At 71.0% G+C, this 24412-nt stretch carries 10 protein-coding genes; 2 read left to right on the top strand and 8 right to left on the bottom strand.

Annotation, left to right across the window (positions count from 1 at the left end; all coding sequences use genetic code 11):
- Positions 1–90: 90 nt before the first annotated feature.
- The 7 genes from ACZ69I_RS19305 to ACZ69I_RS19275 form a co-directional block, all read right to left on the bottom strand.
- Positions 91–1578 carry a methylmalonyl-CoA mutase family protein gene (locus ACZ69I_RS19305; protein ID WP_470833437.1) on the bottom strand — a complete coding sequence of 496 codons (1488 nt, stop codon included), beginning with the start codon at positions 1576–1578 and terminating at the stop codon, positions 91–93.
- Positions 1523–16330, bottom strand: coding sequence for a non-ribosomal peptide synthetase (locus ACZ69I_RS19300; RefSeq protein ID WP_470833435.1), 14808 nt, complete (start codon positions 16328–16330; stop codon positions 1523–1525). Before ACZ69I_RS19300 ends, ACZ69I_RS19305 begins: the two co-directional genes overlap by 56 nt.
- A 77-nt stretch (positions 16331–16407) precedes the next feature.
- Positions 16408–17592: an FAD-dependent oxidoreductase gene (locus ACZ69I_RS19295; protein ID WP_470833433.1), complete on the bottom strand. Its 1185-nt coding sequence runs from the start codon at positions 17590–17592 to the stop codon at positions 16408–16410.
- A gap of 5 nt (positions 17593–17597) precedes the next feature.
- Complete coding sequence (gene ddaH / locus ACZ69I_RS19290) at positions 17598–18458, bottom strand: dimethylargininase (protein WP_470833431.1); 861 nt, start codon at positions 18456–18458, stop codon at positions 17598–17600.
- Positions 18459–18527: 69 nt separating this feature from the next.
- Positions 18528–19184, bottom strand: a complete 657-nt coding sequence (locus tag ACZ69I_RS19285; RefSeq protein ID WP_470833430.1) for an FMN-binding negative transcriptional regulator — start codon at positions 19182–19184, stop codon at positions 18528–18530.
- 2 nt (positions 19185–19186) lie between these two features.
- The gene (locus ACZ69I_RS19280) at positions 19187–20476 is read right to left on the bottom strand and encodes a lysine N(6)-hydroxylase/L-ornithine N(5)-oxygenase family protein (protein ID WP_470833428.1); all 1290 of its coding nucleotides are present in this window, start codon (positions 20474–20476) and stop codon (positions 19187–19189) included.
- Positions 20477–20499: 23 nt separating this feature from the next.
- Entirely contained in the window at positions 20500–20718 is a 219-nt protein-coding gene (locus tag ACZ69I_RS19275; RefSeq protein ID WP_467676566.1) for an MbtH family protein, read from the bottom strand.
- Positions 20719–21516: 798 nt separating this feature from the next.
- Here ACZ69I_RS19275 and ACZ69I_RS19270 point away from each other — a divergent pair.
- Together ACZ69I_RS19270 and ACZ69I_RS19265 are read left to right on the top strand one after the other, a co-directional pair.
- A complete protein-coding gene (locus ACZ69I_RS19270; protein WP_470833427.1) occupies positions 21517–22638 on the top strand; it encodes an FAD-dependent oxidoreductase in 1122 nt (373 codons plus the stop codon).
- Between the two features lie 97 nt (positions 22639–22735).
- Complete coding sequence (locus ACZ69I_RS19265; protein ID WP_467676571.1) at positions 22736–23569, top strand: methyltransferase domain-containing protein; 834 nt, start codon at positions 22736–22738, stop codon at positions 23567–23569.
- Here the strand turns inward: ACZ69I_RS19265 and ACZ69I_RS19260 are convergent.
- Entirely contained in the window at positions 23541–24293 is a 753-nt protein-coding gene (locus ACZ69I_RS19260; RefSeq protein ID WP_470833422.1) for a hypothetical protein, read from the bottom strand. The two genes, ACZ69I_RS19265 and ACZ69I_RS19260, sit on opposite strands and share 29 nt — an antisense overlap.
- Between the last annotated feature and the right edge of the window lie 119 nt (positions 24294–24412).

Raw genomic sequence — 24412 nt, 5'->3', positions numbered from 1 at the left:
CACTCGGGTGCCGGGCGCCGGTACGTCCACGTGCGATGCGTACGTGGACGGGTGCGGGCCCGAAGGGAAAAACTCGTGCCGCCGTGCCGGTCAGGCGTGCGGCGGCGCGTCGAGGCCCGCCGCGACGGCTTGTTGCATCTGGCCGATGCTGGCCCGCGCCCGGGCCGCCGCGATCATCGACTCCATGACGTTGCGGCCGGCCGCGACGTCCTCCGTCAGGGCGCGCAGCTCGGCGTCGCAGTTCCTGCGCTCGAAGGGGCGGCGGCGCCCCGGCACGACTCCGGACCGCAGTTGCCGTTCGGTGAGCCAGTCCTCCTCCTCGGACTCCTCGGCGTCGACGACACCGACCGCGGGGCCGCCCCCGGCGTAGGCCATGTCGTCGATGCGCGACTCCAGCCAGCCGCTGCGCAGACAGCTCAGCAGTCCGCCGCGGGCCTCGATGTCGTCGAGCCAGCCCCTGGCCTCCGCCTCGATCTCGTCGGCGATGCCGGCGATCACGTCGGAACCGCCGAGCGGGTCGACGTACCGGGCCAGATCGGTCTCCTTCAGGAGGATCTGCTGGACCCGCAGCGCGACGCGCGCCGACAGCTGGCCCGGGGTCTGGGCGGCCTCGTCGAAGCCGCAGACGTGCAGCGACTGGACCCCGCCGAGGACGGCCGCCATGGCCTGGACGGTGGTGCGCGCGATGTTGTTGAGCGGTTCGGTCGCGGCCAGGGCGGAGCCGAAGGTGTTGACCTGGATGCGCATGCGGGTCGACTTCTCGTTGGCCGCGCCGAAGAGCTCCACCATGCGGGTGGCGTACATCCTGCGCAGCACCCGGAACTTCGCCGCCTCGGCGAGGACCTCCATGTGCGTGCCGAAGATGAAGCTGAGCCGCGGCGCCACTTCGTCGACAGTGAATCCGCGCTCCAGCATGCCCTGGAGATACGTCTCCGCGTCGGCGATGCCGAGCGCCACCTCCATCGACCGGCTCGCACCGGCTTCCCGGGCGTGCCCGCCCGAGATCGACACGGGGTTGACCTTGGGCAGATGGCGTACGCAGTACTCGATGACGTCGAGGGAGAAGCGGAAGCTGTCGTCCAGGTCGAACACGAACGCCTTGCGGGCGGCGTGCTCCTTGAGCATCTCGTTCTGCAGCGTGCCCCGCAGCAGCGCGGGGTCGACACCCGATTCCTCGGCGACCACGACCCACAGGGCGAGGATCATCGGCGCGGTCGCGTTGATGGTGAACGAGACCGACACCTGGTCCAGCGGAATGCCCTCGAACACCGCCGCCAGGTCGTCGACGGTGGCCACGGACACGCCGGCCCGGCCGACCTCGCCCACGGCCGTCGGGTCGTCCGGGTCGAGACCCAACTGCGTGGGGAGGTCGAAGGCGAGGGAGAGCCCCGTCTCCCCGCGGTCGAGGAGGTAGTGGAAACGCTTGTTGGTGTCCATTCCGTCGCCGAGACCGGCCAACTGCCGGATCGTCCACGGCCGGGACGTATATCCCTTGGGATGGATTCCGGCCTCATAGGGAAATTCACCGGGCTTGGTCATCATCGCCACCTTCCAGTTCTGCGTGCAGCCGGTCGCCATAGGTGTCCACCACGTCGGGACTCAATATGTCGTTGTGTTCGCATTCCACCGCGATCTCGGTGACCGGACCGCCGACGAAGCGCGTCCAGTCACGTGAGTAGCCCGGGTCGAGTTCCTTCCCCATGGCCTGGAAGACCACGGCGGCGCCGCTGAACACGTCCGGTGTGTGGTCGTGCCAGAGTTCCGAGTTGAAGCGGAGGTTGTGCACGACATGGCTGATCATCCAGGCCGGCGGAATGGCCGCGCCGAGGGAGGAATGGCTTTCGATCCATTCCACCAGCTCTTCCTGGGAGGCCAGTTCGGGCGGCGCCGGCAGGTCGACGTTCTTGGAGACGAAGTACCGCAGTACGTCGATCTCGTCGAATTCCTCGTCCGGTGAGCGGGTCGTGCCGGATTCCACCAGGGCCGCGTCGAGGAGCACCAGGCGCCGCACCCGCGCTCCCCTGCGCTCCAGCACGGTGGCCAGCTGGTGTGCGACGACACCGCCGAAGGACCAGCCGAGCAGGTCGTAGGGCCCGTCGGGCTGGGCGGCCTGCACGAGGTCGGCGTACTGCTCGGCCATCTCGCGGACCGTGCGCGGGCGTTCGCCGTCGTCGACGGTCTGCTGGATGCCGACGATCGGGCGGTGCACGGCGCTGCCCAGCGCCCGGTAGGCCCAGCTGACGCCACCGCCGGGGTGGATGCAGAAGAGCGGACGGCCGGTGCCCTGGCGCAACTTCACCACCTGGGGCATCTCGTCCGACGCGGACCAGGCGTAGAGCTGCCTGCTGAGGCCTCGCACGGTCGGCGCCTCCATCAGGGCACGCACGCCGATCTCGGTGTCGAAGGACTCCCGTACGGCCGCGACGACCCGCATCGCGGACAGCGAGCTGCCGCCCAGGTCGAAGAAGGAGTCGTCGACCCCGACCCGCGGCACTTCGAGGACCCGGGCGAAGACCTCCGCGAGGATCTCCTCCACCGGCGACGACGGTGCCCGGAAGACACCGCCGGTGAACTCCGGTTCCGGCAGCGCCCGCTTGTCCAGCTTGCCGTTGACGGTCAGGGGCAGCTCGTCGATGACCATGACCGCGGCCGGGACCATGTACTCGGGCAGCCTGACGGCGAGTTCGCCCCGCACCGCGCCGCCGTCGACGCGTGCGGCCGGGTCGGCGGGCACGACGTAGCCCACGAGCTGCTTGCCGGATTCGGTGGCCCGCACGGTCACCACCGCACGCTCCACCCCGTCCACCGCCGCCAGCGCGGCTTCCACCTCGCCCAGCTCGACCCTGAAGCCGCGGATCTTCACCTGGTCGTCCGAGCGCCCGACGAACTCCAGCTCCCCTTCGGAGTTCCAGCGCACCAGGTCACCGGTGCGGTACATCCGCGAACCCGCGGGACCGAACGGACACGCCACGAACCGCGACGCCGTCAGACCGGGACGGCCCACATAGCCGCGGCCGACGCTGCGGCCCGCCACGTACAGCTCACCGACGACACCGACCGGTATCCGCCGCAGCCCCGCGTCAAGGACGAACAGCGCGTCACCCGGTACCGGCGTACCGATCGGGGCCGCTCCCGTGCCGGGCTTCATGGGTCCGCTCATGGAGGCGTAGAACGTCTCCGTCTCCCCGTAGCCGTTGATCATGTTCCTGCCGGGGGCCCAGCGTTCGACCAGCGAGGCGGAACACGCCTCGCCGCCCACGAAGACGGTGTGCACCCGGTCGAGGCCCTCGGGCGAGAGCATGTCGAGCGCCGACGGAGTCTGGTTGACCGTGGTGACCTGTTCGTCGACGAGCAACCGGTGGAAGTCGTCGGCGGAGTGCACGGCGTGCTCGGGCACGACGACGAGGCGGCCGCCGTGCAGCAGGGCGCCCCACATCTCCCACACCGACACGTCGAACACGTACGAGTGGAACAGCGACCACACCTGGTCCGGGGTGGGCTTGAAGGACCGTGGTGAGGGTGCGTACATCTGCGTGACGTTCGCGTGGGTGATGCCGACGCCCTTGGGCACGCCGGTCGTTCCGGAGGTGTAGGTGATGTAGGCGAGCAGGCCGGCGTCCGGCAGCGGGAGCGCCTCGGTCGGCTGTACGGCCGTTCCGGGGTCCTCGACGTCCACGACCGGGACGCCGTGCGCTGCGACGCGGTGCGCGAGGCGGGCCGTGGTCAGGACCGCGGCGGGCGAGGCGTCACCGAGGACGAACCGCACGCGCTCGTCGGGGTGTTTGGCGTCGATCGGCACGTACGCGGCGCCCAGCTTCAGCAGCGCCAGGATCGCCGTCACCGTGTGGTGCGAGCGCGGCAGCAGCAGCGCGACGGCGTCGCCCGTACGCACACCGCGACCGGCCAGCAGGTGCGCCAGCCTCGTCGAGGCGTCGTCGAGCTCCCGGTACGTCCACGACCTGCCCTCGAAGACCAGGGCCACCTGGTCGGGCCGCCGACGGACCTGCTCGGCGAAGAGCCGGGGAATCGAGGGGTCGGCGGCCGGTTCGTTCAGCACCGGCCGCTGCCCCAGGACGTCGAGGTGCGCCAGCTCCCGCTCGTCCAGGAGGTCGAACGAGAGCACCGGGCGTGCCACGTCGGCGAGCAGCGACGTGAGCAGCCGCTGCCAGCGGGCCACGAGGCGTTCGACCGTCTCCGCGTCGTACACGTCGGTGCGGTACTCGACCACACCGCCGATGCCCGCCGGACGGCCGGAGCCGTCGGTCCGCTCGCGGAGGCTGAAGGTCAGGTCCATGCGGGCGGTCAGGGTGTCCGCGCGCAGCGGGGAGATGTCGAGGCCGGGCAGGGACAGGTCGGGCAGGGTGACGTTCTGCCAGGCGAACAGCGCCTGGATCAGCGGGTGGTGGGCCTGGGTGCGGACCGGGTTGAGGCGGTCCACCAGCGCGTCGAAGGGCACGTCCTGGTGGGCGAAGGCGTCCAGACTGCGCTCCCGCACCTGCCCGAGCAGGTCGGCGAAGTTCATCTCGCCGGACACCTGGGTGCGCAGCACCAGGGTGTTGACGAAGAACCCGACCATGTCGTCGAACTCGGTGCGCCCCCGGCCTGCCGTGGGCACACCGAACGCGACGTCCGCGCTGCCGCTCAGCCGCGAGAGCAGCACCGAGAGCGCCGCCGACATCACCATGAACGTCGTCGCGTTGTGCTCCCGCGCCCTGCGCGCGACGAGTTCCTGCAGTTCCGCGGGCCACTCGACGAGGACCTGGCCGCCCCGGTGGTCGGCGACCGCCGGATAGGGCCGGTCGGTCGGCAGTTCGAGGAGGCCTTCGAACCCGGCGAGCTCCTGCTCCCAGAACGCCGCCTGGCGGCCGAGCGGGGTGTCGGGATCGGCTTCGTCGCCGAGGAGCCGGTGCTGCCACAGCGTGAAGTCGGCGTACTGCACCGGCAGCGGCTGCCAGGCGGGCGCCGCCGCCGCGCCGCGGGCCCGGTACGCGGTGAGCAGGTCACGGACCAGCGGTGCCAGGGACGATCCGTCGCCCGCGATGTGGTGCACCACCAGGGCGAGGCGGTGTTCCGTGGCCGAGACCTTGAAGAGCCGTGCGCGGAAGGGGATCTCGGTGGCCAGGTCGAAGGCGTGCCGGGTGACCGTGGCGACCTCGTCGTCCAGCCGCTGCTCGGTCCAGCCCGTCGCGTCGCTGACGGCACAGGCGAAGTGCGCCAGGGACGCGTCGAGGACGCACTGCTCCGGCACGCCGTCCACGGCCGGGAACACCGTGCGCAGGCTCTCGTGCCGGGCCACGACGTCGGCGACCGCCGCGGCGAGTGCCCCGGCGTCGAGCGAACCGGTGAGCCGCAGCACCAGCGGGATGTTGTAGGTCGCCGACAGCCCCTCCAACTGGTGGATGAACCACAGCCTGCGCTGCGCGAACGACAGCGGCAGCCGCTCCGGGCGCACGACGGGCTCCCAGGCCCGGCCCTCGCCCGACGGGTCACCCACCAGACGGGCCAGACCCGCCACCGACGACGCGTCCATGAGGGCGCGCACGCCGATCTCGGTGTCGAAGGACTCCCGTACGGCCGCGACGACCCGCATCGCGGACAGCGAGTTGCCGCCCAGGTCGAAGAAGGAGTCGTCCACGCCGACCCGCGGCAGGTCGAGGACCCGCGCGAAGATGCCGCAGAGGATCTCCTCGACCGGCGAGGAGGGGGCGCGGTGCACACCGCCGGAGAACTCCGGGTCGGGCAGGGCGCGCTTGTCCAGCTTGCCGTTGACGGTGAGCGGCAGCTCGTCGATGACCACCACGACGGCCGGGACCATGTACTCCGGCAGCCGCGCGGCCACCTCGGCCCGTACCGTCGCACCGTCCACACCCACGGTGGCGTCGGCGGGCACGGCGTAACCCACCACCTGCCGACCGGCGTCGGTGTCCCGCGCCACCACGACGGCGTGCCCCACCCCGGCCACGGCGGCCAGCGCGGCCTCGACCTCGCCCAGCTCGACCCGGAAGCCGCGGATCTTCACCTGGTCGTCCGAGCGCCCGAGGTACTCCAGCTCCCCTTCGGGGTTCCAGCGCACCAGGTCACCGGTGCGGTACATCCGCGAACCCGCGGGACCGAACGGGCACGCCACGAACCGCGAAGCCGTCAGACCGGGACGGCGCACATAGCCCCGTGCCACGCCCCGACCGGCGATGTACAGCTCGCCGACGACACCCACCGGCACCCGGCGCAGCCCCGCGTCGAGGACGAACAGCGCGTCGCCCGGCACCGGGGAGCCGATCGGGGCGCCGTTGCCGGGCCGCATGGGCGCGCTCATCGCGGCGTAGACGGTGCCCTCGGTCGGACCGTAGGCGTTGACCATCTCTCGGCCGGGGGCCCAGCGGTCGACCAGTTCGGCCGGGCACGCCTCGCCCCCCACGAAGACCGTCCGTACGGTGTCGAGGCCCCGCGGCGACAACCGGCCCAGGGCGGAGGGCGTCTGGGTCAGGACCGTGACGCGCTCCTTTTCTAGCAGGTCGTGGAAGTCCGGGGCGGAGCGGACGGCGTCCTCGGAGGCGATGACCAGGCGGCCGCCGTGCAGCAGCGCGCCCCACATCTCCCACACCGACACGTCGAACACGTAGGAGTGGAACAGCGACCACACCTGTCCGGGAGCCAGCTCGGACGTCCGTGAGGACGTGGTGAACAGCTGCGTCACGTTGGCGTGGGTGACGGCCACCCCCTTGGGGACACCGGTGGTTCCGGAGGTGTAGATGAGGTAGGCGATCCGGTCGGCGTCGGGGGCCGGGAGAGCGTCGGCGGGCGGGAGAGCGTCGGCGTGCGCCGGTTCCGTGACGTCCACCACCGTGACGTCGTGCCCGCGCAGCCGCTGCGACAGCGCCGCTGTCGTCACGGCCGCCCTCGGCCCGGCGTCCCGCAGGACGAACGCCAGTCGCTCGTCAGGGGTGTTCACGTCGATGGGCAGATAGGCCGCGCCCAGCTTCAGTACCGCGAGAACGGCCGTCACGGTGTGTTCCGAGCGCGGCAGCAGCAGCGCGACGACGTCGCCCGTGCCCACGCCGCGACCGGCCAGCAGGCGGGCCAGCTCCGTCGAGGCCCCGTCCAGTTCGTGGTACGTCCACGACCGGCCCTCGAACACCACCGCGACGTCGTCCGGCCGCTGCCGCACCTGCTCGGCGAAGAGGGCGGGCACCGACACCGCGTCGGCCCGCGCCGCAAGGACCGGCCGGTTGCCCCACGCGTCCAGCTGAGCCAGCTCGTCGCCGTCGAGCACGTCGACCGTCGCCATCGGGCGGTCGGCGTCGGCGGCCATGGCGGTGACCAGCTTTTCGAGGCGGGCCAGGAGCCGTGCGGCCGTCCGCTCGTCGAAGACGTCGGTGCGGTACTCCAGGCGGAGCCTCACCTGTCGGCCGGGCCAGGCCTGCAGGGCGATCGGATAGTGCGTGAACTCACGGCTGGAGGCGATCCGGACGCCAAGACCGTCGCTGTCGAGCCGGCCGCCGGAGGCCTTCAGCGGATAGTTCTCGTACACGAAGATCGCGTCGAAGAGCTGCTGGTGACCGGCGGCGCGCTGGATGTCGGCCAGCGCCATGAACTGGTGGTCCAGGCCGTCGTGATGGGCGTCCCGCAGCATGGCGATCAGCTCGGCCGCGGTCGTCCCGACGTCCGTCCGGGCCCGTACCGGGACCGTGTTGATGAACATGCCCACGGCCGACTCGCTGCCGGGCAGATCGGCCGGGCGGCCCGAGACCGTGGTGCCGAAGACGACGTCCTGGCTGCCGGTCAGCGTGCCGAGCAGGCTCGCCCAGGCGGCCTGCAGCACGATGTTCACCGTCGTGTTCTGCGCGCGGGCCAGTCGCTCCACGGCGCGGGTGACGCCGGCCGGAAGGTCCGCTCGCAGCAGCGCCCGCGCGGCGGGGCCGGAGCGGTCGACCGGGTCGACGAGGGTCGGCGCCTCCAGGCCCGCGAGCAGGTGCTGCCAGTGCTGCCGGGCGGCGGCCCAGTCCTGCGCGGACAGCCACTCGACGTAGCCGCGGAAGGCGGGGGCGGGCGCCAGGGGCTCCTCGCGGTAGACGGCGAAGATCTCGCGGAGCAGGATCTGGATCGACCAGCCGTCCACCACGATGTGGTGGACGGAGAGCACAAGATCGTGCCGGTCCGGTCCCGTCCGGCGCAGCAGGACACGCAGCGGCGGCTCGTCCGCGAGGTTGCTGCACGAAGCCAACTCGGCGTCAAGGAGGGCTTGTTCGTCGCCGCCCTCGCAGGCGCCGTCGATGAAGGTCCACGGCACGTCGGGCCGCTTCGGAATGATCTGGACCGGCTCGGTCAGCCGGTCGGAGACGAACCGGGCCACCAGGTTGGGGTGGCGCGCGACCACGGTGCGCACCGCCTCGCGCAGACGCGGCGCATCCAGCGCGCCGGTGATCTCGATGCCCAGCTGCACGGTGTACAGCTCGGTGGGCTCGGCGCTGTCGGAGCGGCGGTGGAAGAGCAGGCCGGTCTGGAGCGGGGTCAGCGGGAGGAGGTCGGCCGGTTCCACGGTCTGCGCGAGCCGGTCGATCTGTCGCTGGGTGACGGCCGCGGGCAGCACGTCGGAGGGCGTGAGTCCGCCGCCGCCGTTCTTCACGTACGCGGCGATCCCGACGAGAACGTCCTGCCAGCGCGCCTGCAGTTCGGTGATGTAGGAGCGGTCGACGCGCGCACCGGCCCAGCTCCAGGTCGCGTGGAGTTCGGACCGCGCACCGCTGCCGAGCACGGCCGCGTTGATGTCGAGCGTGTGCGGCAGCAGCATCGGCCGGGAGCCGAAGCGCCGGGCGTCCGGTGATTCGGCCGGTCCGAGGATCCGCCAGTCGCCGTCGCGCTCGCCGTTCTGCGGCGTGCCGCGGCGGCCCAGGTAGTTGAAGCCGACCGCGGGATCGGCGCCGGGCAGGTCCGCACCGTCATGGAGGTACTTGAGCAGGCCGTACGTGATTCCGTCCGGGACGGCGCGCAGCTGTTCCTTGGCGTCCTTGACCCAGGCGCCGAGGGCCGGGCCGCCGGCCAGGACCGTGTCCCTGTCCAGCGGTGCCGCGGTCAGCGCGACCGGGTACTTCGCGGTGAACCATCCGACGGTGTTTGTCAGATCGGTCCCGGCGCCGACCTCGTCGCGGCGCCCGTGGCCCTCCACGTCGATGCGCAAGGGAGTGCCGAAGTGCTGGTGCTGCTGGGCCAGGGCCGCGCCCAGCGCGATGAGCAGCAGCTCCTGGACATTGACGTGCAGGGCCGCGGTCGCCTCGGTCACCAGTACGTCCGTCAGCGCGGCGTCGACCGAGACCGACAGCTGCTCCACGTCGGACCAGGTGTCGGCGTCCGGCTGCGGTTCGGGCAGCAGGGCGGCGGCCGCTTCGATGCGCTGCCAGTCCGGCAGCCGGTCGGTGACCTCCGGGGTGGTGGCGTACTCCGCCAGCGCCGTGGCCCAGCGCCGGAACGAGGTGCCGCCGGTGGCCGGGGCGATGTCCCGGCCCTCGCCGAGGTCACGCCAGATCGCCGCGATGTCCCGCTGGATGATGCCCCAGGAGACGGCGTCGACCGCCAAGTGGTGGACGACCAGGAGGAGTTGACAGGACGGGGCGGCCCAGATGGCCTGCACCACGGCTCCGCGGTGCGGGTCGAGCCCGCGCAGCGCGGCGGTGAAGGAGGCCTCGGTCAGCTCGTCGACGACGGTGACGCGGTCGGCGGCGTCGACCGAGCCCGCGGGCGGGACCGTGAGGGCGCACGGCTCGCCGGGCCGTCCGTCCTCCCTGCGCAGCCGGAGCATCGCGTGCCGGTCGAGCAGAGCCTGCAGCAGCGCGACGACGTCGCGGTGCTCCGCCTGCGGCGGCGCCTGGAACAGCATGGTCTGGTTGAACGCGGCGGTCGACGTCTCCAGGGAGTCGAGCCACCTGATGATCGGCGTCGCCGTGACGGGGCCGGTCTCGTCGTCCGGGCCGAGGCGCGGCCCGGCCGGGCCCGACAGTTCGAGGACGCGGGCCACGCGCGCCACGGTCTGCTCGACCAGGATGTCGCGGGGCTTGCAGTGCAGACCGGCTTCCCTGGCGCGGGAGACCACCTGCATGGAGGAGATGCTGTCGCCGCCGAGGTCGAAGAACGAGTCGTCCACGCTGACCCGTTCGACGCCGAGCACGCGCGCGTAGATGGCTGCCAGGCTCTTCTCGGCCTCGGTGGCCGGGGCCCGATAGCCCTCCGTGTCCCCGTGCTCGGGCGCCGGCAGGGCGCTCTTGTCCAGCTTTCCGTTGCCGGTCATGGGCAGCGCGTCCACCACCACGACCGCCGTCGGCACCATGTACTCGGGCAGCCACTCGCCCGTCAGGCGGCGCAGCCGGGCACCGTCCAGCTCGCCCGCTCCGTCGGCGACGACGTAGCCGACCAGCTGTTTGTGTCCCGGCCGGTCCTCGCGGACGACGACCGCGGCCTGCCCCACTCCGGGTGCGGCTCGCAGCACCGACTCGATCTCACCGGTCTCGACCCGATACCCCCGGATCTTCACCTGGTCGTCGGCGCGCCCGACGTACTCCAGCTCCCCTTCGGGGTTCCAGCGCACCAGGTCGCCGGTGCGGTACATCCGCGAGCCCGCGGGCCCGTACGGGTTGGCCACGAACCGCGATGCCGTCAGGCCCGGCCGGCGCACATAGCCCCGCGCGACACCCCGTCCCGCGACGTACAGCTCACCGGCGACGCCCACCGGCACCCGGCGCAGCCCGCCGTCCAGAACGAACAGCGCGGTGCCCGAACCGGCGGCGCCGATCGGCACCACCCCGTCGGCGGCCAGCGGCTTGCTCATCGACGCGTAGACGGTGCACTCCGTCGGGCCGTAGGCGTTGATCATGGCCCGTCCCGGGGCCCAGCGCTCGGTCAGCTCCGGCGGGCAGGCCTCGCCGCCGACCAGGAGGACCGCGATCGAGGTCAGGCCCTCCGGGGACAGACGTGCCAGCGCGGACGGCGTCTGTGTCAGGACCGTCACCTGTTCGGCGACGAGCAGATCGCGGAAGTCGAAGGGCGAGTACACGACCTCCTCGGGGACCACGACCAGGCGCCCGCCGTGCAGCAGCGCGCCGCACATCTCCCACACCGCGAAGTCGAAGGCGTAGGAGTGGAACAGCGTCCACACGTGATCGTGCGGCTCGACGGGAGCGGTTCCCGGGGCGCCGGACGCGGCCAGGCGCTGGACGTGCGTGGCGATCAGGTCGGCGATGCCCCGGTGGGTGACCGCGACGCCCTTGGGGGTGCCGGTCGTTCCCGAGGTGTAGATGACGTAGGCGGCCTGGTCCGCGGCGGGGTACGGCAGGGCGGCGGTGGACTGCCGGGCGAGGGCCGGGTCCTCGACGTCCACGACCGTCACCCGGTCCGCGTCGAGGCGGTCCGCGAGCTCGCGGAGGGTGACGACCGCCACCGGCTCGGCGTCCTCGAGGACGAACGCCACGCGCTCGTCGGGGTGGTTCACGTCGATCGGCACATAGGCGGCGCCGAGCTGCAGCACCGCGAGCACCGCGGTCACGGTGTGCTCCGAACGCGGCAGCAGCAACGCCACCGTGTCCCCGGCGCGCACCCCGCGTCCGGCCAGCAGGTGCGCCAGCCTGGACGCGTCCTCGCCCAGTTCGCGGTACGTCCAGGACCGTCCCTCGTACACCATCGCCACGGCGTCCGGTGTCCGCGCCACCTGCCGGGCGAACAGCTCGGGCACCGACACGGCGTCGAACGGCTCCGAAAGGACCGCCCGGTTGCCCCACACGTCCAGCTGCGCCCGCTCGCCGTCGTCCAGCACGTCGAGCGAGGCCAGCGGACGGTCCGGCTCCGCCGCCATGGCGGTCAGCAGGCGCTGCCAGCGCGCCGTCATGCGTTCCACGGTCCCGGCGTCGAAGAGGTCGGTCCGGAACTCGACGATTCCGCTGATCCCGCCGGGGCGGCCGCTGTCGGTGAACCGCTCACGGAGGCTGAACGCCAGGTCCATCCGGGCGGCCCCGATGTCGACGGAAGCCGTCTCCATGCCGAGCCCCGGCACCGAGATGTCGGCGACCGGGTCGCTCTGCCAGCCGAACAGCACCTGGACCAGCGGGTGATGGGCCTGCGTACGGACCGGGTTGAGCCGCTCCACGAGCGCGTCGAAGGGCACGTCCTGGTGCGCGAACGCGTCCACGCTCCGCTCCCGCACCTGCCCGAGCAGGTCGGTGAAGCTCTGCTCGCCGGAGACCCGCGTGCGCAGCACCAGGGTGTTGACGAAGAATCCGACCATGTCGTCGAGCTCGGTCCGCCCGCGGCCCGCCGTCGGCACGCCGAACGCCACGTCACCGCTGCCGCTCAGCCGGGACAGCAGGACCGACAGCGCCGCCGACATCACCATGAACGGCGTGGCATCGCGTTCCCGCGCGACCCGCTGCACCAGTGCGTGGAAGTCCGCCGGGAGTTCGACCTCGACGCGGCCCCCGTGCTGGTCGGCCTCCGCCGGATACGGCCGGTCCGTGGGCAGTTCCAGCCTGCTGGGAAGCTCCCGCAGCACCTGCTCCCAATACCGCATCTGCCGGCCGAGCACACTGTCCGCGTCGGCTTCGTCGCCCAGCAGCGCGTGCTGGCGGAGCGTGTGGTCGGCGTACTGCAGGGGCAGCGGCGACCAGGAGGGTGCCTGACCCGCGGTGCGCGCCTCGTACGCGGTCCAGAGGTCGCGCAGCAGCGGTGCCAGCGACCATCCGTCGACGGCGATGTGGTGCATGACGAGGACCAGCCGGTGTTCCGTGGGCGACACCACGAAGAGCGTCGCCCGGAAGGGGACGTCGGCGGCCAGGTCGAAGGTGTGCCGGCCCCGTTCGCCGACGGCGTCGGTGGTCCGGGGCTCCGGCCACGCGGTGGCGTCGACGACCTCCCAGCCGAAGTCCGCGTCGGCCGGGTCCAGGACGCGCTGCTCCGGCACGCCGTCCACGGCCGGGAACACCGTCCGCAGGGTCTCGTGCCGCCCCACCACGTCGGCGAGCGCCGCGCCGAGCGCCCGGACGTCCAGCTCACCGGTGAGCCGCGACACCAGGGGGATGTTGTACGTCGACGACGCTCCCTCCAACTGGTGGATGAACCAGAGACGGCGCTGCGCGAACGACAGCGGCAGCCGTTCGGGACGCGGCACCGGAACCCACGCCGCACCGCCGTCGGGCGAGCCGCCCACCAGCCGGGCGAGCCCCGCGACCGAGGGGGCCTCCCACAGCGCGCGGACACCGGTGTCGGCGTCGAAGGACTCCCGTACGGCGGCGATCACCCGCATCGCCGACAGCGAATTGCCGCCGAGGTCGAAGAACGAGTCGTCCACCCCGACCTGCGGCAGACCCAGCACCCGCGCGAAGATCCCGGCCAGGATCTCCTCCACCGGTGACGACGGCGCCCGGTACACCCCGCCGGTGAACTCCGGCTCCGGCAGCGCCCGCTTGTCCAGCTTGCCGTTGACCGTGAGGCGCAGGTCGTCGACGACCATCACCACCGCGGGGACCATGTACTCCGGCAGGTGCCCGGCCACCTCGCCCCGCACCGCCGCGCCGTCCACGCCCGCGGCGGCGTCGGCGGGCACCACGTAACCCACCAGTTGCTTCCCGGCGTCGGACGACCGCACCACCACCGCGGCACGCTCCACCCCGGCGACCGCCGCAAGCGCGGCCTCGACCTCGCCCAGCTCCACCCGGAAGCCGCGGATCTTCACCTGGTCGTCCGAGCGGCCCACGTACTCCAGCTCGCCCGCGCGGTTCCACCGCACCAGGTCACCCGTGCGGTACATCCGCGAGCCCGCGGGACCGAACGGGCACGCCACGAAGCGCGACGCCGTCAGACCGCCACGGCCCAGGTAGCCGAGGCCGGCCCCGGGACCCGCCACGTACAGCTCACCGACCACGCCCACCGGCACCCGGCACAGCCCCGCGTCCAGAACGAAGAAGGCCAGGTCGGCGAGGGGCACGCCCACCGGGCTCACGTGGCTTTCCAGGTCCGCGGCGACGATGCTCCGGAAGGACGCGTGGACGGTCGTCTCCGTCGTGCCGTACATGTTGATCAGGTGCGGCCAGGTCTCGCGCCGCTCCAGCCACGCCCGCAGCTTGGACGGCTCAAGGGCCTCGCCCGCGAAGACCACGGCCTCCAGGGCGTCGAGCCCGGCCCCGGACCGCCGGCGCAGGTCGGCCGCCTGGAGGGCGTAGAACGCGGACGGCGTCTGGCTCAGGACGGTGACGTGCTCGTCGATGAGCAGCTGATGGAAGTCGGTGGCGGACTGCACCACGTCCTCGGGGACGACCACGAGGCGCCCGCCGTGCAGCAGCGCGCCCCACATCTCCCAGACCGACACGTCGAACGCGTACGAGTGGAAGAGCGACCAGACCTGGTCCGGGGCGGGCACGAACCCCGGAGCCGTCGAGGTGAACAGTCGGGTGACGCTCGCGTGGGTGACCGCCACGCCCTTGGGCACACCGGTGGTGCCGGAGGTGTAGATGATGTAGGCGGTCCGGTCGGCGTCGGGGAGAGGCAGCGCCTCGACCGGCTGCGCCGCCAGGCCGGGGTCGTCGACGTCGACCACCGCGACGTCGAAGCCGTCGATCCGGTGCGCGAGGCCGGCGGTGGCCACGACGGCGACCGGAGCCGCGTCCCCGAGGATGAACGCCACGCGCTCGTCGGGGTGTTTGACGTCGATCGGCACGTACGTCGCGCCCAGCTTCAGCACCGCGAGGACCGCGACCACGGTCTCGGCGGAGCGCGGGAGCAGGAGGGCGACGGTGTCCCCCGCGACCACGCCACGACCGGTCAGCAGCCGCGCCAGGCGCGCCGACGCCTCGTCCAGCTCCCGGTACGTCCACGTGCGGCCCCGGAACACCACGGCCGCGGCGTCGGGTGTCCGCGCCGCCCGGTCCGCGAAGAGCGCGGGAATCGACGCGCCGCGGGCGGGCTCCGAGAGCGCCGCGCGGTTGCCCAGGCGGTCGAGGTGTGCGCGCTCGTCGTCGTCCAGTACGTCGATCGAGACCACCGGCCGGTCCATGTCGGCGACCATCGCGGAGAGGACGCGCTCCAGCCGGGCGACCATCGACTCGATCGTCGCCGCGTCGTACACGTCGGTGCGGTACTCGACCACGCCGCCGATGCCCGCCGGCTCGCCGGACTCGGTGTGCCGCTCGCGCAGGGCGAACGTCAGGTCCATGCGGGCCGCGCGGGACGTGGTGGGGACGACGTCGGCCCGTACGCCCGGCAGGGTCAGCTCGGCGGAGATGTTGTTCTGCCAGCCGAGCATCACCTGCACCAGGGGGTGGTGCGTCTGCGAGCGGGTGGGGTTGATCAGGTCGACCAGGGCGTCGAACGGGGCGTCCTGGTGCGCCGACGCGCTCAGCACCCGTTCCCGGACCTGGCCGAGGAGTTGACGGCCCGTCATGGTGCCGGATATTTCGGCACGGAGCACCAGCGTATTGGCGAAGAAGCCCACCAGGTCGGCGAGATCGGCGTCGCGCCTGCCCGTGGTCGGGACTCCGAACGCCACGTCGGGGCTGCCGCTCAGTTCGGAGAGGAGCAGCGCCAGAGCCGCCGAGACCACCATGAAGCCGGTGGACCGGTTCTCCCGCGCCACCTTCCGCACCTGTTCCTGCAGCGACGCGGGCCACTCGACGGGCAGCCGGGCGCCCCGGTGATCGGCCACCGCCGGGTAGGGCCGGTCGGTGGGGAGTTCGAGGCGCCCCTCGAAGCCGGCGAGCGTCTGCTCCCAGTAGCGCAGGTGACGGCTGAGCGCGCTGTCGGGGTCGGACTCGTCCCCGAGCCTGTCGCGCTGGCGGAGGGTGTGGTCGCTGTAGTGCAGCGGCAGCGGCGCCCAGCCGGGCGCCTCCCCGGCGACCCGCGCGCCGTACGCCACCTCGATGTCCCGCAGGAGCGGTGCGAGCGAGAGTCCGTCGGACGCGATGTGATGCATCACGAGCACCAACAGGTGCTCGTCGCCCGAGACCCTGAACAGGCGGGCCCGGAACGGGATTTCGGTGCCGAGGTCGAACTCGTACCACGCCGTCCTCGTGACGGCGTCGTCAAGTGCGTCCGCGGACCACCCCGAGGCGTCGACGACCTCCCAGCCGAACTCCGCCTCCGCCGCGTCCAGAATGCGCTGTTCGGCCACGCCGTCCACGGCCGGGAACACCGTCCGCAGACTCTCGTGCCGCCCCACGACTCCGGCGACGGCCGCACCCAGCGCCTGAGCGTCGAGCCCACCGGTCAGTCGCAGCACCAGGGGGATGTTGTACGTCGACGACAACCCTTCCAGCTGGTGAATGAACCACAACCGACGCTGCGCGAAAGACAACGGGATCAATGCTCAACCTTAACTACGGCGGGCAGCGGACGTACTGCCGGCGGGATACGGGGACGGCGGGGTCGATCGACAGGGGTTTACAACAGGTCCACGACGTCGGCCGTCATGAATTCGCGCATCCCGATGACGCCCGAGACCAGGGCGAAATAGCGGGACGTGAGTTCGGGCGATCCGGCAACGGCATGCACCATGCGCAGTTTCGCCTTCGTCGGATGGAGCTTCGCCAGTTCGAGCGTGCTCTGGTAGGGGCCCTCAAGGGTGTCCGCCATCGTCGTCGCGAAGTCCGACGTCGCCGCGTCGACGGCAACGGCATTCTCCATCTGCACACCGGACAGGGCATCGGCGATCAGATCGGCCTGGATGAACGCATTGGTTATTCCGCGCGCACTGATCGTGTCGAGATGGTGAGCCGCGTCCCCCACCAGACACCAGCCGGGACCGTGTGCCTTACGGAAGTAGTTCCGCTGGTCTCCCGTCCCTCTCCACCGGTCGGCCCGCTCGGTGGACATCATCTGTTCGTAGAGTTCCGGCGCGGTCGACTCGACCGCCGACAGATACGCCTGCCCGGGGTCGCGACGCGCCTCCGGGAATTCGTCCTGCGGGAGGTACGCGGCCACGATCGTGAGGTCGTCGTGGGTCGGAATCCGAGCGATCCAGCGCCCCACCCTTTCGTGGAATCCGAATCCGGTACGCAGGCCCCGCCAGAAGGTGTAATAGACGCAACTCGCGAGGGGGGCCGACCGCAGGACCGGCGCGTCGACCAGCTCGGCGACCTTCGAGCGCATGCCGTCGGCCCCGATGACCAGGCCCGCCGTCACGGTCGTCGTCGAATCCCCGGTCCTCAGCCGGACCCCGGCGACCCGGCCGTCGCGCCATGTCAATTCCTGCACCTGCGCGCGGTCCATGAATTCCGCGCCCGCCGCTACGGCGGCCCGGACGAGCAGGTCGTCGAGTACGTATCGCCTCGGCGCGTAGGCGGCGGATATCCCGTCCGTCGACGGCACCGAAGAGGTCAGGCTGAGTCCGTCGATGTCATGGCTGATCGTTTCCAGCGGTGGGCAGCCCGAGGACACGACGTCGTCGAGTACCCCCCAGCGCGCGAGTCTCGTGACTCCGGGCTGGTGAATGTAGAGCGTGGACATGGTGTCCGAAGGAAAGGACGCCTTGTCGACCAGCAGGACGCGCCGGCCCTGCCGGGCGAGGAGCAGAGCGGTCGACGCACCCGCACAGCGCGCACCCACCACCACGACGTCATAATCCATGCGCGTCAGTCCCGGGCCGAACGCAGTTCCAACGTGCAGCACTTGGCGCTTCCTCCCGCCTTGAGCAGTTCGGAGAGATTCACGCCGATGGGGTTGAAGCCGCGTTCCCTCAGCTCTGCCGCGAGACCCGTGGCGGCCTCCGGAAGAACCACGTTGTAGCCGTCGCTGAAGGCGTTGAGACCGAATACCGACGCATCCTGAGCGGACGCCAGAAGGGCATCGGGGAACATTTCCCTGAGCACGGCCCGGCTGCCGGGCGAGAAGGCGTCCGGGTAATACATGATCTCGTCCTCGGACAGCACCGAAAGGGCGGTGTCGAGGTGGTAATGGCGCGGGTTGACCAAGGTCAGGCCGGTCACCGGCAGCCCGAAGAACTCCTGCGCCTCGGCGTGCGAGCGCGGGTCCGTACGGAATCCGGTGCCCGCCAGGATGCGCCGGCCGACGAGCAGGTAGTCGCCCTCGCCCTCGTTGATGAACTCCGGCCACAGGCACTCGTCGAAGCCCCGCTCCTGGAACCACGAGAGGTAGGCGGGCCCCTCGGCCGTCCGCTCCGCGTGCCGGAAGCGCGCGCCGAGCACCTTGCCGTCCACCACCGTCGCGCCGTTGGCGGCGAACACCATGTCGGGCAGCCCGGGTATCGGGTCGATCACGTCGACGCTGTGGCCGAGCGACGTGTAGAGCTCGTACAGCTCCTCCCACTGGGCGAGTGCCAGGTCACGGTCGCAGGGCTTCTCCGGGTGCATCCACGGGTTGATGGAGTAGACGACGCCGTAATGGCTGGGGCGGCACATCAGGAGACGGCGCGGGGTAGCCGCGCGGCGCCGGTGGTGCTGATTCGCGGCGGGGGTCACATCGGTGGCGGGCATGGGCAGGCTCCTCCGGTGGGGCGGTTGGCTCTCGGGGTGGGGCAAGGCGCGCGTACGGCGTCCGTGGCGTCAGGCGCTCTTCGGGCCTGCAGGGTCGAACTCGTGCATGAGGGCGGCGAGTTCACGGCCGTGCCCGGTGTCGTCCGAACGGAAGCGGTCCGTGACGCGCTTCCGGATCTCCGGAGCCTGCTCCTGGCTGAGCTTGAACATTCCGTCCGCCGACTCCACGTCGAAGCGGAACGCCCCCACGGCCGGGCCGATCCCCCGGAAGTACTCCAGCGAGCTGTCCATTTCCCAGCCGTCGCCGAAGCCCTTCTCGTACGCCTGGACCGTCTGCTGGACGACCTCGAGCGTCTCCTCGAAACCGGCGATCGGCCGCAGCTTCCCCTGGAGGTGCACCGAGACGAAGTTCCAGGTCGGTGCCGCCGGTGTCGTCCCGTAGACCGCGGGGCTGACGTAGCCGTGCGGGCCGGTGAAGATGAGCTGGGCGTCCGCGCCGTCCGTCAGCGAGTCCCAGTGGGCGTTGGCGCGGTTCATGTGGCCGAGCAGGGTCACGCCCTCCGGGCCGCCGCCCTCGGTGGGGGCGTCGGGGCTGAAGATCATCGGCAGGTGGGTGGCGTACGGAACCCGCGGACCGTTGGTGACCAGCGTGGCGAGAGGGTACTGCTCAACGATGCGGCGAAGCCACGCCCGGTCTTCGGCCTGGTAGATCGATGGAACGTACATGGTTACCTCGTGAGGATGGACTGGGCGATCTCGCCGGACCGGACCGCGGTGTTGGACAGGAGGCCGGCCGACAGGCCGTGGGAGTGCTCGGTGCTCGCGCCGTGGACGTAGATCCCGCAGCGCACCGTGTCCGACGTGGTCACGCGGTAGTCGCGCTCCACGCTGAGCCGCCCCTCCTCGTCCCGCTTGCATTCGCGCAACAGGTCCTGGAGCAGCGGAGCCGGGTCGCTCGGCCGGTAGCCGGTGGCGAAGACGATCACGTCCGCCTCGATGGTCTGCACCGCACCGGACGCCGGCGACTCGACCACGACCCTTACGCCGTCGGCGTGTTCGTCGACGGAGGTGACGCGCGAGGTGTTGAGCATCCGCAGTCGCTGCTTGCCGAGGACCCTTTCCTGGTAGCTCCTGCGGTAGAGGTCCTGTGACACGTCGAGGTCGACCACCGAGTAATTGGTGTTTCCGTGGTAGTCGAGGAGGCGCTGCTTCTCGTCGGTCGGGGCGGCGAAGAACCGGTCGACCGCCTCCGGGTCGAAGATGCCGTTCACGTACGGGCTGTCGTCGGCGACGCTGTAGCCGTAGCGCGAGAGCACGGTGTGCACTTGGGCGTCGGAAAAGGTGCGGTGCATGTAGTCGGCCGCCTCGGCGGCACTCTGCCCGGAGCCCACGACGACGACATTCCGCGGAGCACCGGTGAGGGAGCCGACCCGGTGCATCAATTGGGAACTGTGCCAAATGCGCCCGGATTCCTCGATGCCCGCCGGGAGTCGTGGTGTCAGGCCCATACCGATCACGACGTTCCGCGCGCGCTGGACGGTCTCGTGACCGCCGGACGCGGCGCGGGCCACGACGTCGACGTATTCCACCGCACCGTTCTCGACCACCGGCCGTATGGCAGTGATCTCAGAACCGTACGACACGTTGGACTGGAATTGGTGCGCCGCCCATTCCAGGTAGTCGTGGAACTCGACACGCAACGGGTAGAGGGTCTTGCTGTTGATGAATTCGGCGACCCTGCCCTTTTCCTGAAGGTAGGAGACGAAGGTGTACCGGCTCATCGCATTGCGCATGGTTGCCAGGTCCTTGAGGAAGGACACCTGCATCGTCGCGTCTTCCATCAGCATGCCGCGGTGCCAGCCGAACCGGGGCTGCCGCTCGTAGAACTTCATGCTGACTTCCGGTGCCCCCGCGCCCTCCTTGGCGATGTCCTCGAGCGCGATCGCCAGTGCGAGGTTGGAGGGGCCGAAACCGATTCCGACTACGTCCGCTATGTTCGCGTCTGCTTGTTCCGTCATGGCTTGTATTGCCTTCCCATTCACTACTTGTCGCTGTTTCCGGACGCTTCGACGAGTGAACTGGGGCGCAGGTCGGTCCAGTTCGTGTCGACGTACTCCACGCACGCGGCCCGGTCGGCCGCGCCGAAGACCGTCGACCAGCCGGCCGGGATGTCGACGAAGGCCGGCCAGAGGGAGTGCTGCCCCTCCTCATTGGTCAGCACGAAGTAGCTGCCGTCTTCGTTGTCGAACGGGTTGCTCATGACTTCCTCGACTTCCCGGAAAATTGCATGACGACTTGGCCACAGCTGTGGCTACGACAGTCGACTCAGGATGTGGCGACCGGATTGCGGCCCTGCGCGGAAAATCAGTCGCCTGGTAGGCCCGTCGCAGCGGAGTGCGGGGCCGGGGGTGACTCGGAGGTGTACCGCGCAGAGGCGTCGTCCGGCGGGGCGCCCATACGCTCGGGCACCGAATGATGACGGGCAGTGCGTTGCCGCACAGGGCGGTGGCCCCGCGAGACTAAGCTGCTCATCCCAGCGCGCCGGGACCGCAGGGATCGCATACCGACGCGTCAGAAGTAATTCTTCCGTAAAGTCTCAAGTCCCCGCCCCCCCGTTAGGCGCACTAAGTGCCGCTTTGGCTGCTGTCAAGCAGCCGGATATGGCCCTCGGGCATGGCCTGCCCGCAAAGCAAGATCTTTCGTGAACCTACATGACGGTAACGAAGTAAGCCAACCTTGACTGGAAGTACCGCTTCCCATACTGGGCGGTATCGTATATGTATGCCCGATCTGCTAAGGGCCCCTGGACGGCGCCCTGTTGATAAGCCATCAGGTGCCGATGACGCGGGGTATCGGCCCTCCTCCGGACAACGCAGAACTCCCGTTTGAACACGGTGAGTTAGTCGTGCGGAACGTGAAGCGCTGTCTGTCGGACGGCTGTCGGTGGCGTCGGTGGTCTGTCGGTGCGCTGTCGACGGCTGCCGGGAGATTGGGGCTCATCGGTGGTCCGCCCCGGCGGCCCGCCCCTCCACAGCCCCCGATCAGGAGAGAAGCCCCCATGACCACGCACGTCACCATCATCGGCGCCGGGCTCGGCGGTCTCACGCTCGCCCGCGTCCTGCACGTCCACGGAATACCGTCCACGGTGTACGAGGCGGAGCCCTCCCCCGCCGCGCGCTCGCAGGGCGGGCTGCTCGACATCCATGAGAACAACGGGCAACTCGCGCTGGCGGACGCCGGTCTGACGGACGAGTTCCGCGGCATCGTCCTGGAGGGACGCCAGGCCATGCGGATCCTCGACCCCGCCGGGGCCGTCCTGCACGAGTCCGCCGACGACGGCACGGGAGGCCGCCCCGAGGTGCAGCGCGGCGAACTGCGGGAGGTCCTGCTCGACTCGCTTCCCGCCGGCACCGTGCGGTGGGGCCACAAGGTCAGCGGTGCCCGGAGCCTCGGCGACGGGCGCCATGAGGTGACCTTCGCCGACGGCGGCACCGTCGTCACCGGCCTGCTGGTCGGCGCGGACGGCGCGTGGTCCCGGGTCCGGCCGCTGCTCTCCGCCGCCACCCCCGCGTACGTTGGCAAGTCGGTCGTCGACACGTACCTGTTCGACGCGGACACCCGGCACCCGGCCGCCGCGAAAACGGTCGGCGGCGGGATGATGATCGCGACCGGGCCCGTGCCCGAGCTGGAGATCTTCGCCCACCGGGAGAGGGGCGGCACGCTGCACGCCTACGTGGGGCTGCCCAAGCCGCTGGAGTGGTTCGCCCCGATCGACTTCGGCGACCACACCGCGGCCACCGCGCGGATCGCGGCGGAGTTCGCCGGGTGGGCGCCCGAACTCCTCGCGCTCATCACCGAATGCGACGTCCCGCCGGTCCTGCGCCCCCTCTACGCGCTGCCGCCGGAGCACCGGTGGGAGCGGGTGCCCGGCGTGACCCTGCTCGGCGACGCCGCCCACCTCTCGCCGCCCAACGGCGAGGGCGCCAACCTCGCCATGTTCGACGGCGCCGAACTCGGCAAGGCCATCGCCGCGCACCCGGACGACATCGAGACCGCGCTCGCCGCGTACGAGCGGGACCTGTTCCCGCGCAGCGCCGAAGCGGCGTCCTTCGAGGGGCTCGAAGGTCTCGAGCACCTCCTGGTCCCGGACGTCCCGGCCGGCCCGTCGGGCGGCCAGTGAGCCGCAGCCCCAGCGATTGAGCGCCAACTGGGCCGTTTCCTACGGGACTTCACTTCGTTGGCCTGGTGTTCCACCGGCCTCAGAGCTAGAGATCCCCATGACGAATTCCTGGACCACGCCTGCCCACCCCGGTGAACCGCTCGCCGACCGCTACGCCCACCGCAGCGGCACGCTCCGCGGCACCGTCCGCCACCGGCTCGTCGACCGCGCCCTGGCCGAGCACCTGCCGGCCGCGCCGCCGCAGCGCGTGCTCGACGTCGGCGGCGGCACCGGCGTCCAGGCCCGGCTGCTCGCCGGGCGCGGTCACCACGTCACCGTGCTCGACCCCGACGCGACCATGCTGGCCCGGGCCCGCGCCTCCTGGCTGCCGTACGCCTCCGACGCGCCCGGCAGCGTCGCCTTCTGCCGCGGATTCGGCGAGCAGGCACCGCGGTTGGTCGGCACCGGGTGGGACGCGGTGCTGTGTCACGGCGTCCTCATGTACCTGGAGGACCCGGCCCCGCTGCTGCACGCGCTCGCGCGGTGCCCCCGCCCCGGCGGCATCCTGTCCGTCCTCGCCTATCAGGCCGATGCCCTGGCCATAAGGCGAGGACTGACGCGCGACTGGAGCGGCGCGCTGCGCGCGCTGCACGACCCCGTGGAGGACAACAGCATCGGCACGGTCAGCCGCGGCGTGGACCGCGCCATGGTCCTGCGGGTGCTCGCCGAACACCGCCTCGACCTGCTGCAGTGGTACGGAGTGCGGGTGTTCACCGACCACTTGGAGGACGAGTGCGCCGGTGACGACCTCGACGAGGTGCTCCAGGCGGAGTGGGAGGCCGGGCGCATCGACCCGTACCGGCGCGTCGCCCGGCACTTCCACCTCATCACCCGTGCCCGGCAGGCCCGGAGGGCCACCGAGGTCATTGCCCCGAGGAGGCCAGTTCCTTGAGGTCCACCGTCTCGTCCTTGGCCGGGGCCTTCGGGCTCACCGGCTCGTTGTAGTCGCTGAACGTCGCCTCGTTGGGCTTGTCGCCGCCCTTGACCGAGCTGCGCAGGATGTACGGCTTGCCCTCCGTGGCGACGTACAGGGTGTGCGTCTCGCCGCCGGAGGCCTTCTTCGTCAGCATGATGGCCTCCTTCCCGTCGACGGACGTCGTGCCGCCCTTCTTCAGCCCCTTGCGGCTGGACTTGTCCTCGTCCATCGACGCGACCAGGCCCTGCTTGTCGCACATTCCGGAGGTCGAGGCGTCGTCGGCGGGCATCTTGACCCACTTGTCGGCGACCTTCTCAAGGACCTTGTCCGAGCCTGGCCGGTTCTTCAGCGCCGTCTTCCAGTACTGCTCGTTGCCCCGCACGTACAGCGTTCCGTTCGTGTGCCGCAGCTCCGCCTCGGAGCCCGCCGTGTCGACCGTTCCCTGACAGTTCTTCTCCTGGTCGACCGCGAGGTCCAGGCTCACCGACTTCCCGTCGGGCTGCTTCATGTCGCCCTTGAGGCGCATCGAGTCGGCGCCCTTGGTGGCCGCCACCGCCTTGGCCGCGATCCGGTCGGCGCTGTCCTTCGCGAACGGCTTGTCGGAACCGCCTCCGCCGTCGTCCCCGTCACCACAACTGGTCAGCAGAGCCGCCGAAAGCACCGTGATCCCGATGACACCCGAAAGCTTGGTCGTCCGCACGTGGTCACCCTCCCGCGGAACGCTGGAACGTCCCGGTCATCCACGGCCCGGGTGGCCGCGGTCGTCACCAGGTACCCACTGATCCCCCGCCCTCACCCGGTATCCGGCATTCCGCCTGT

It is taken from the genome of Streptomyces sp. NPDC036815 (assembly GCF_055609205.1).
This window is presented reverse-complemented; position numbering and strand designations above follow the sequence as displayed.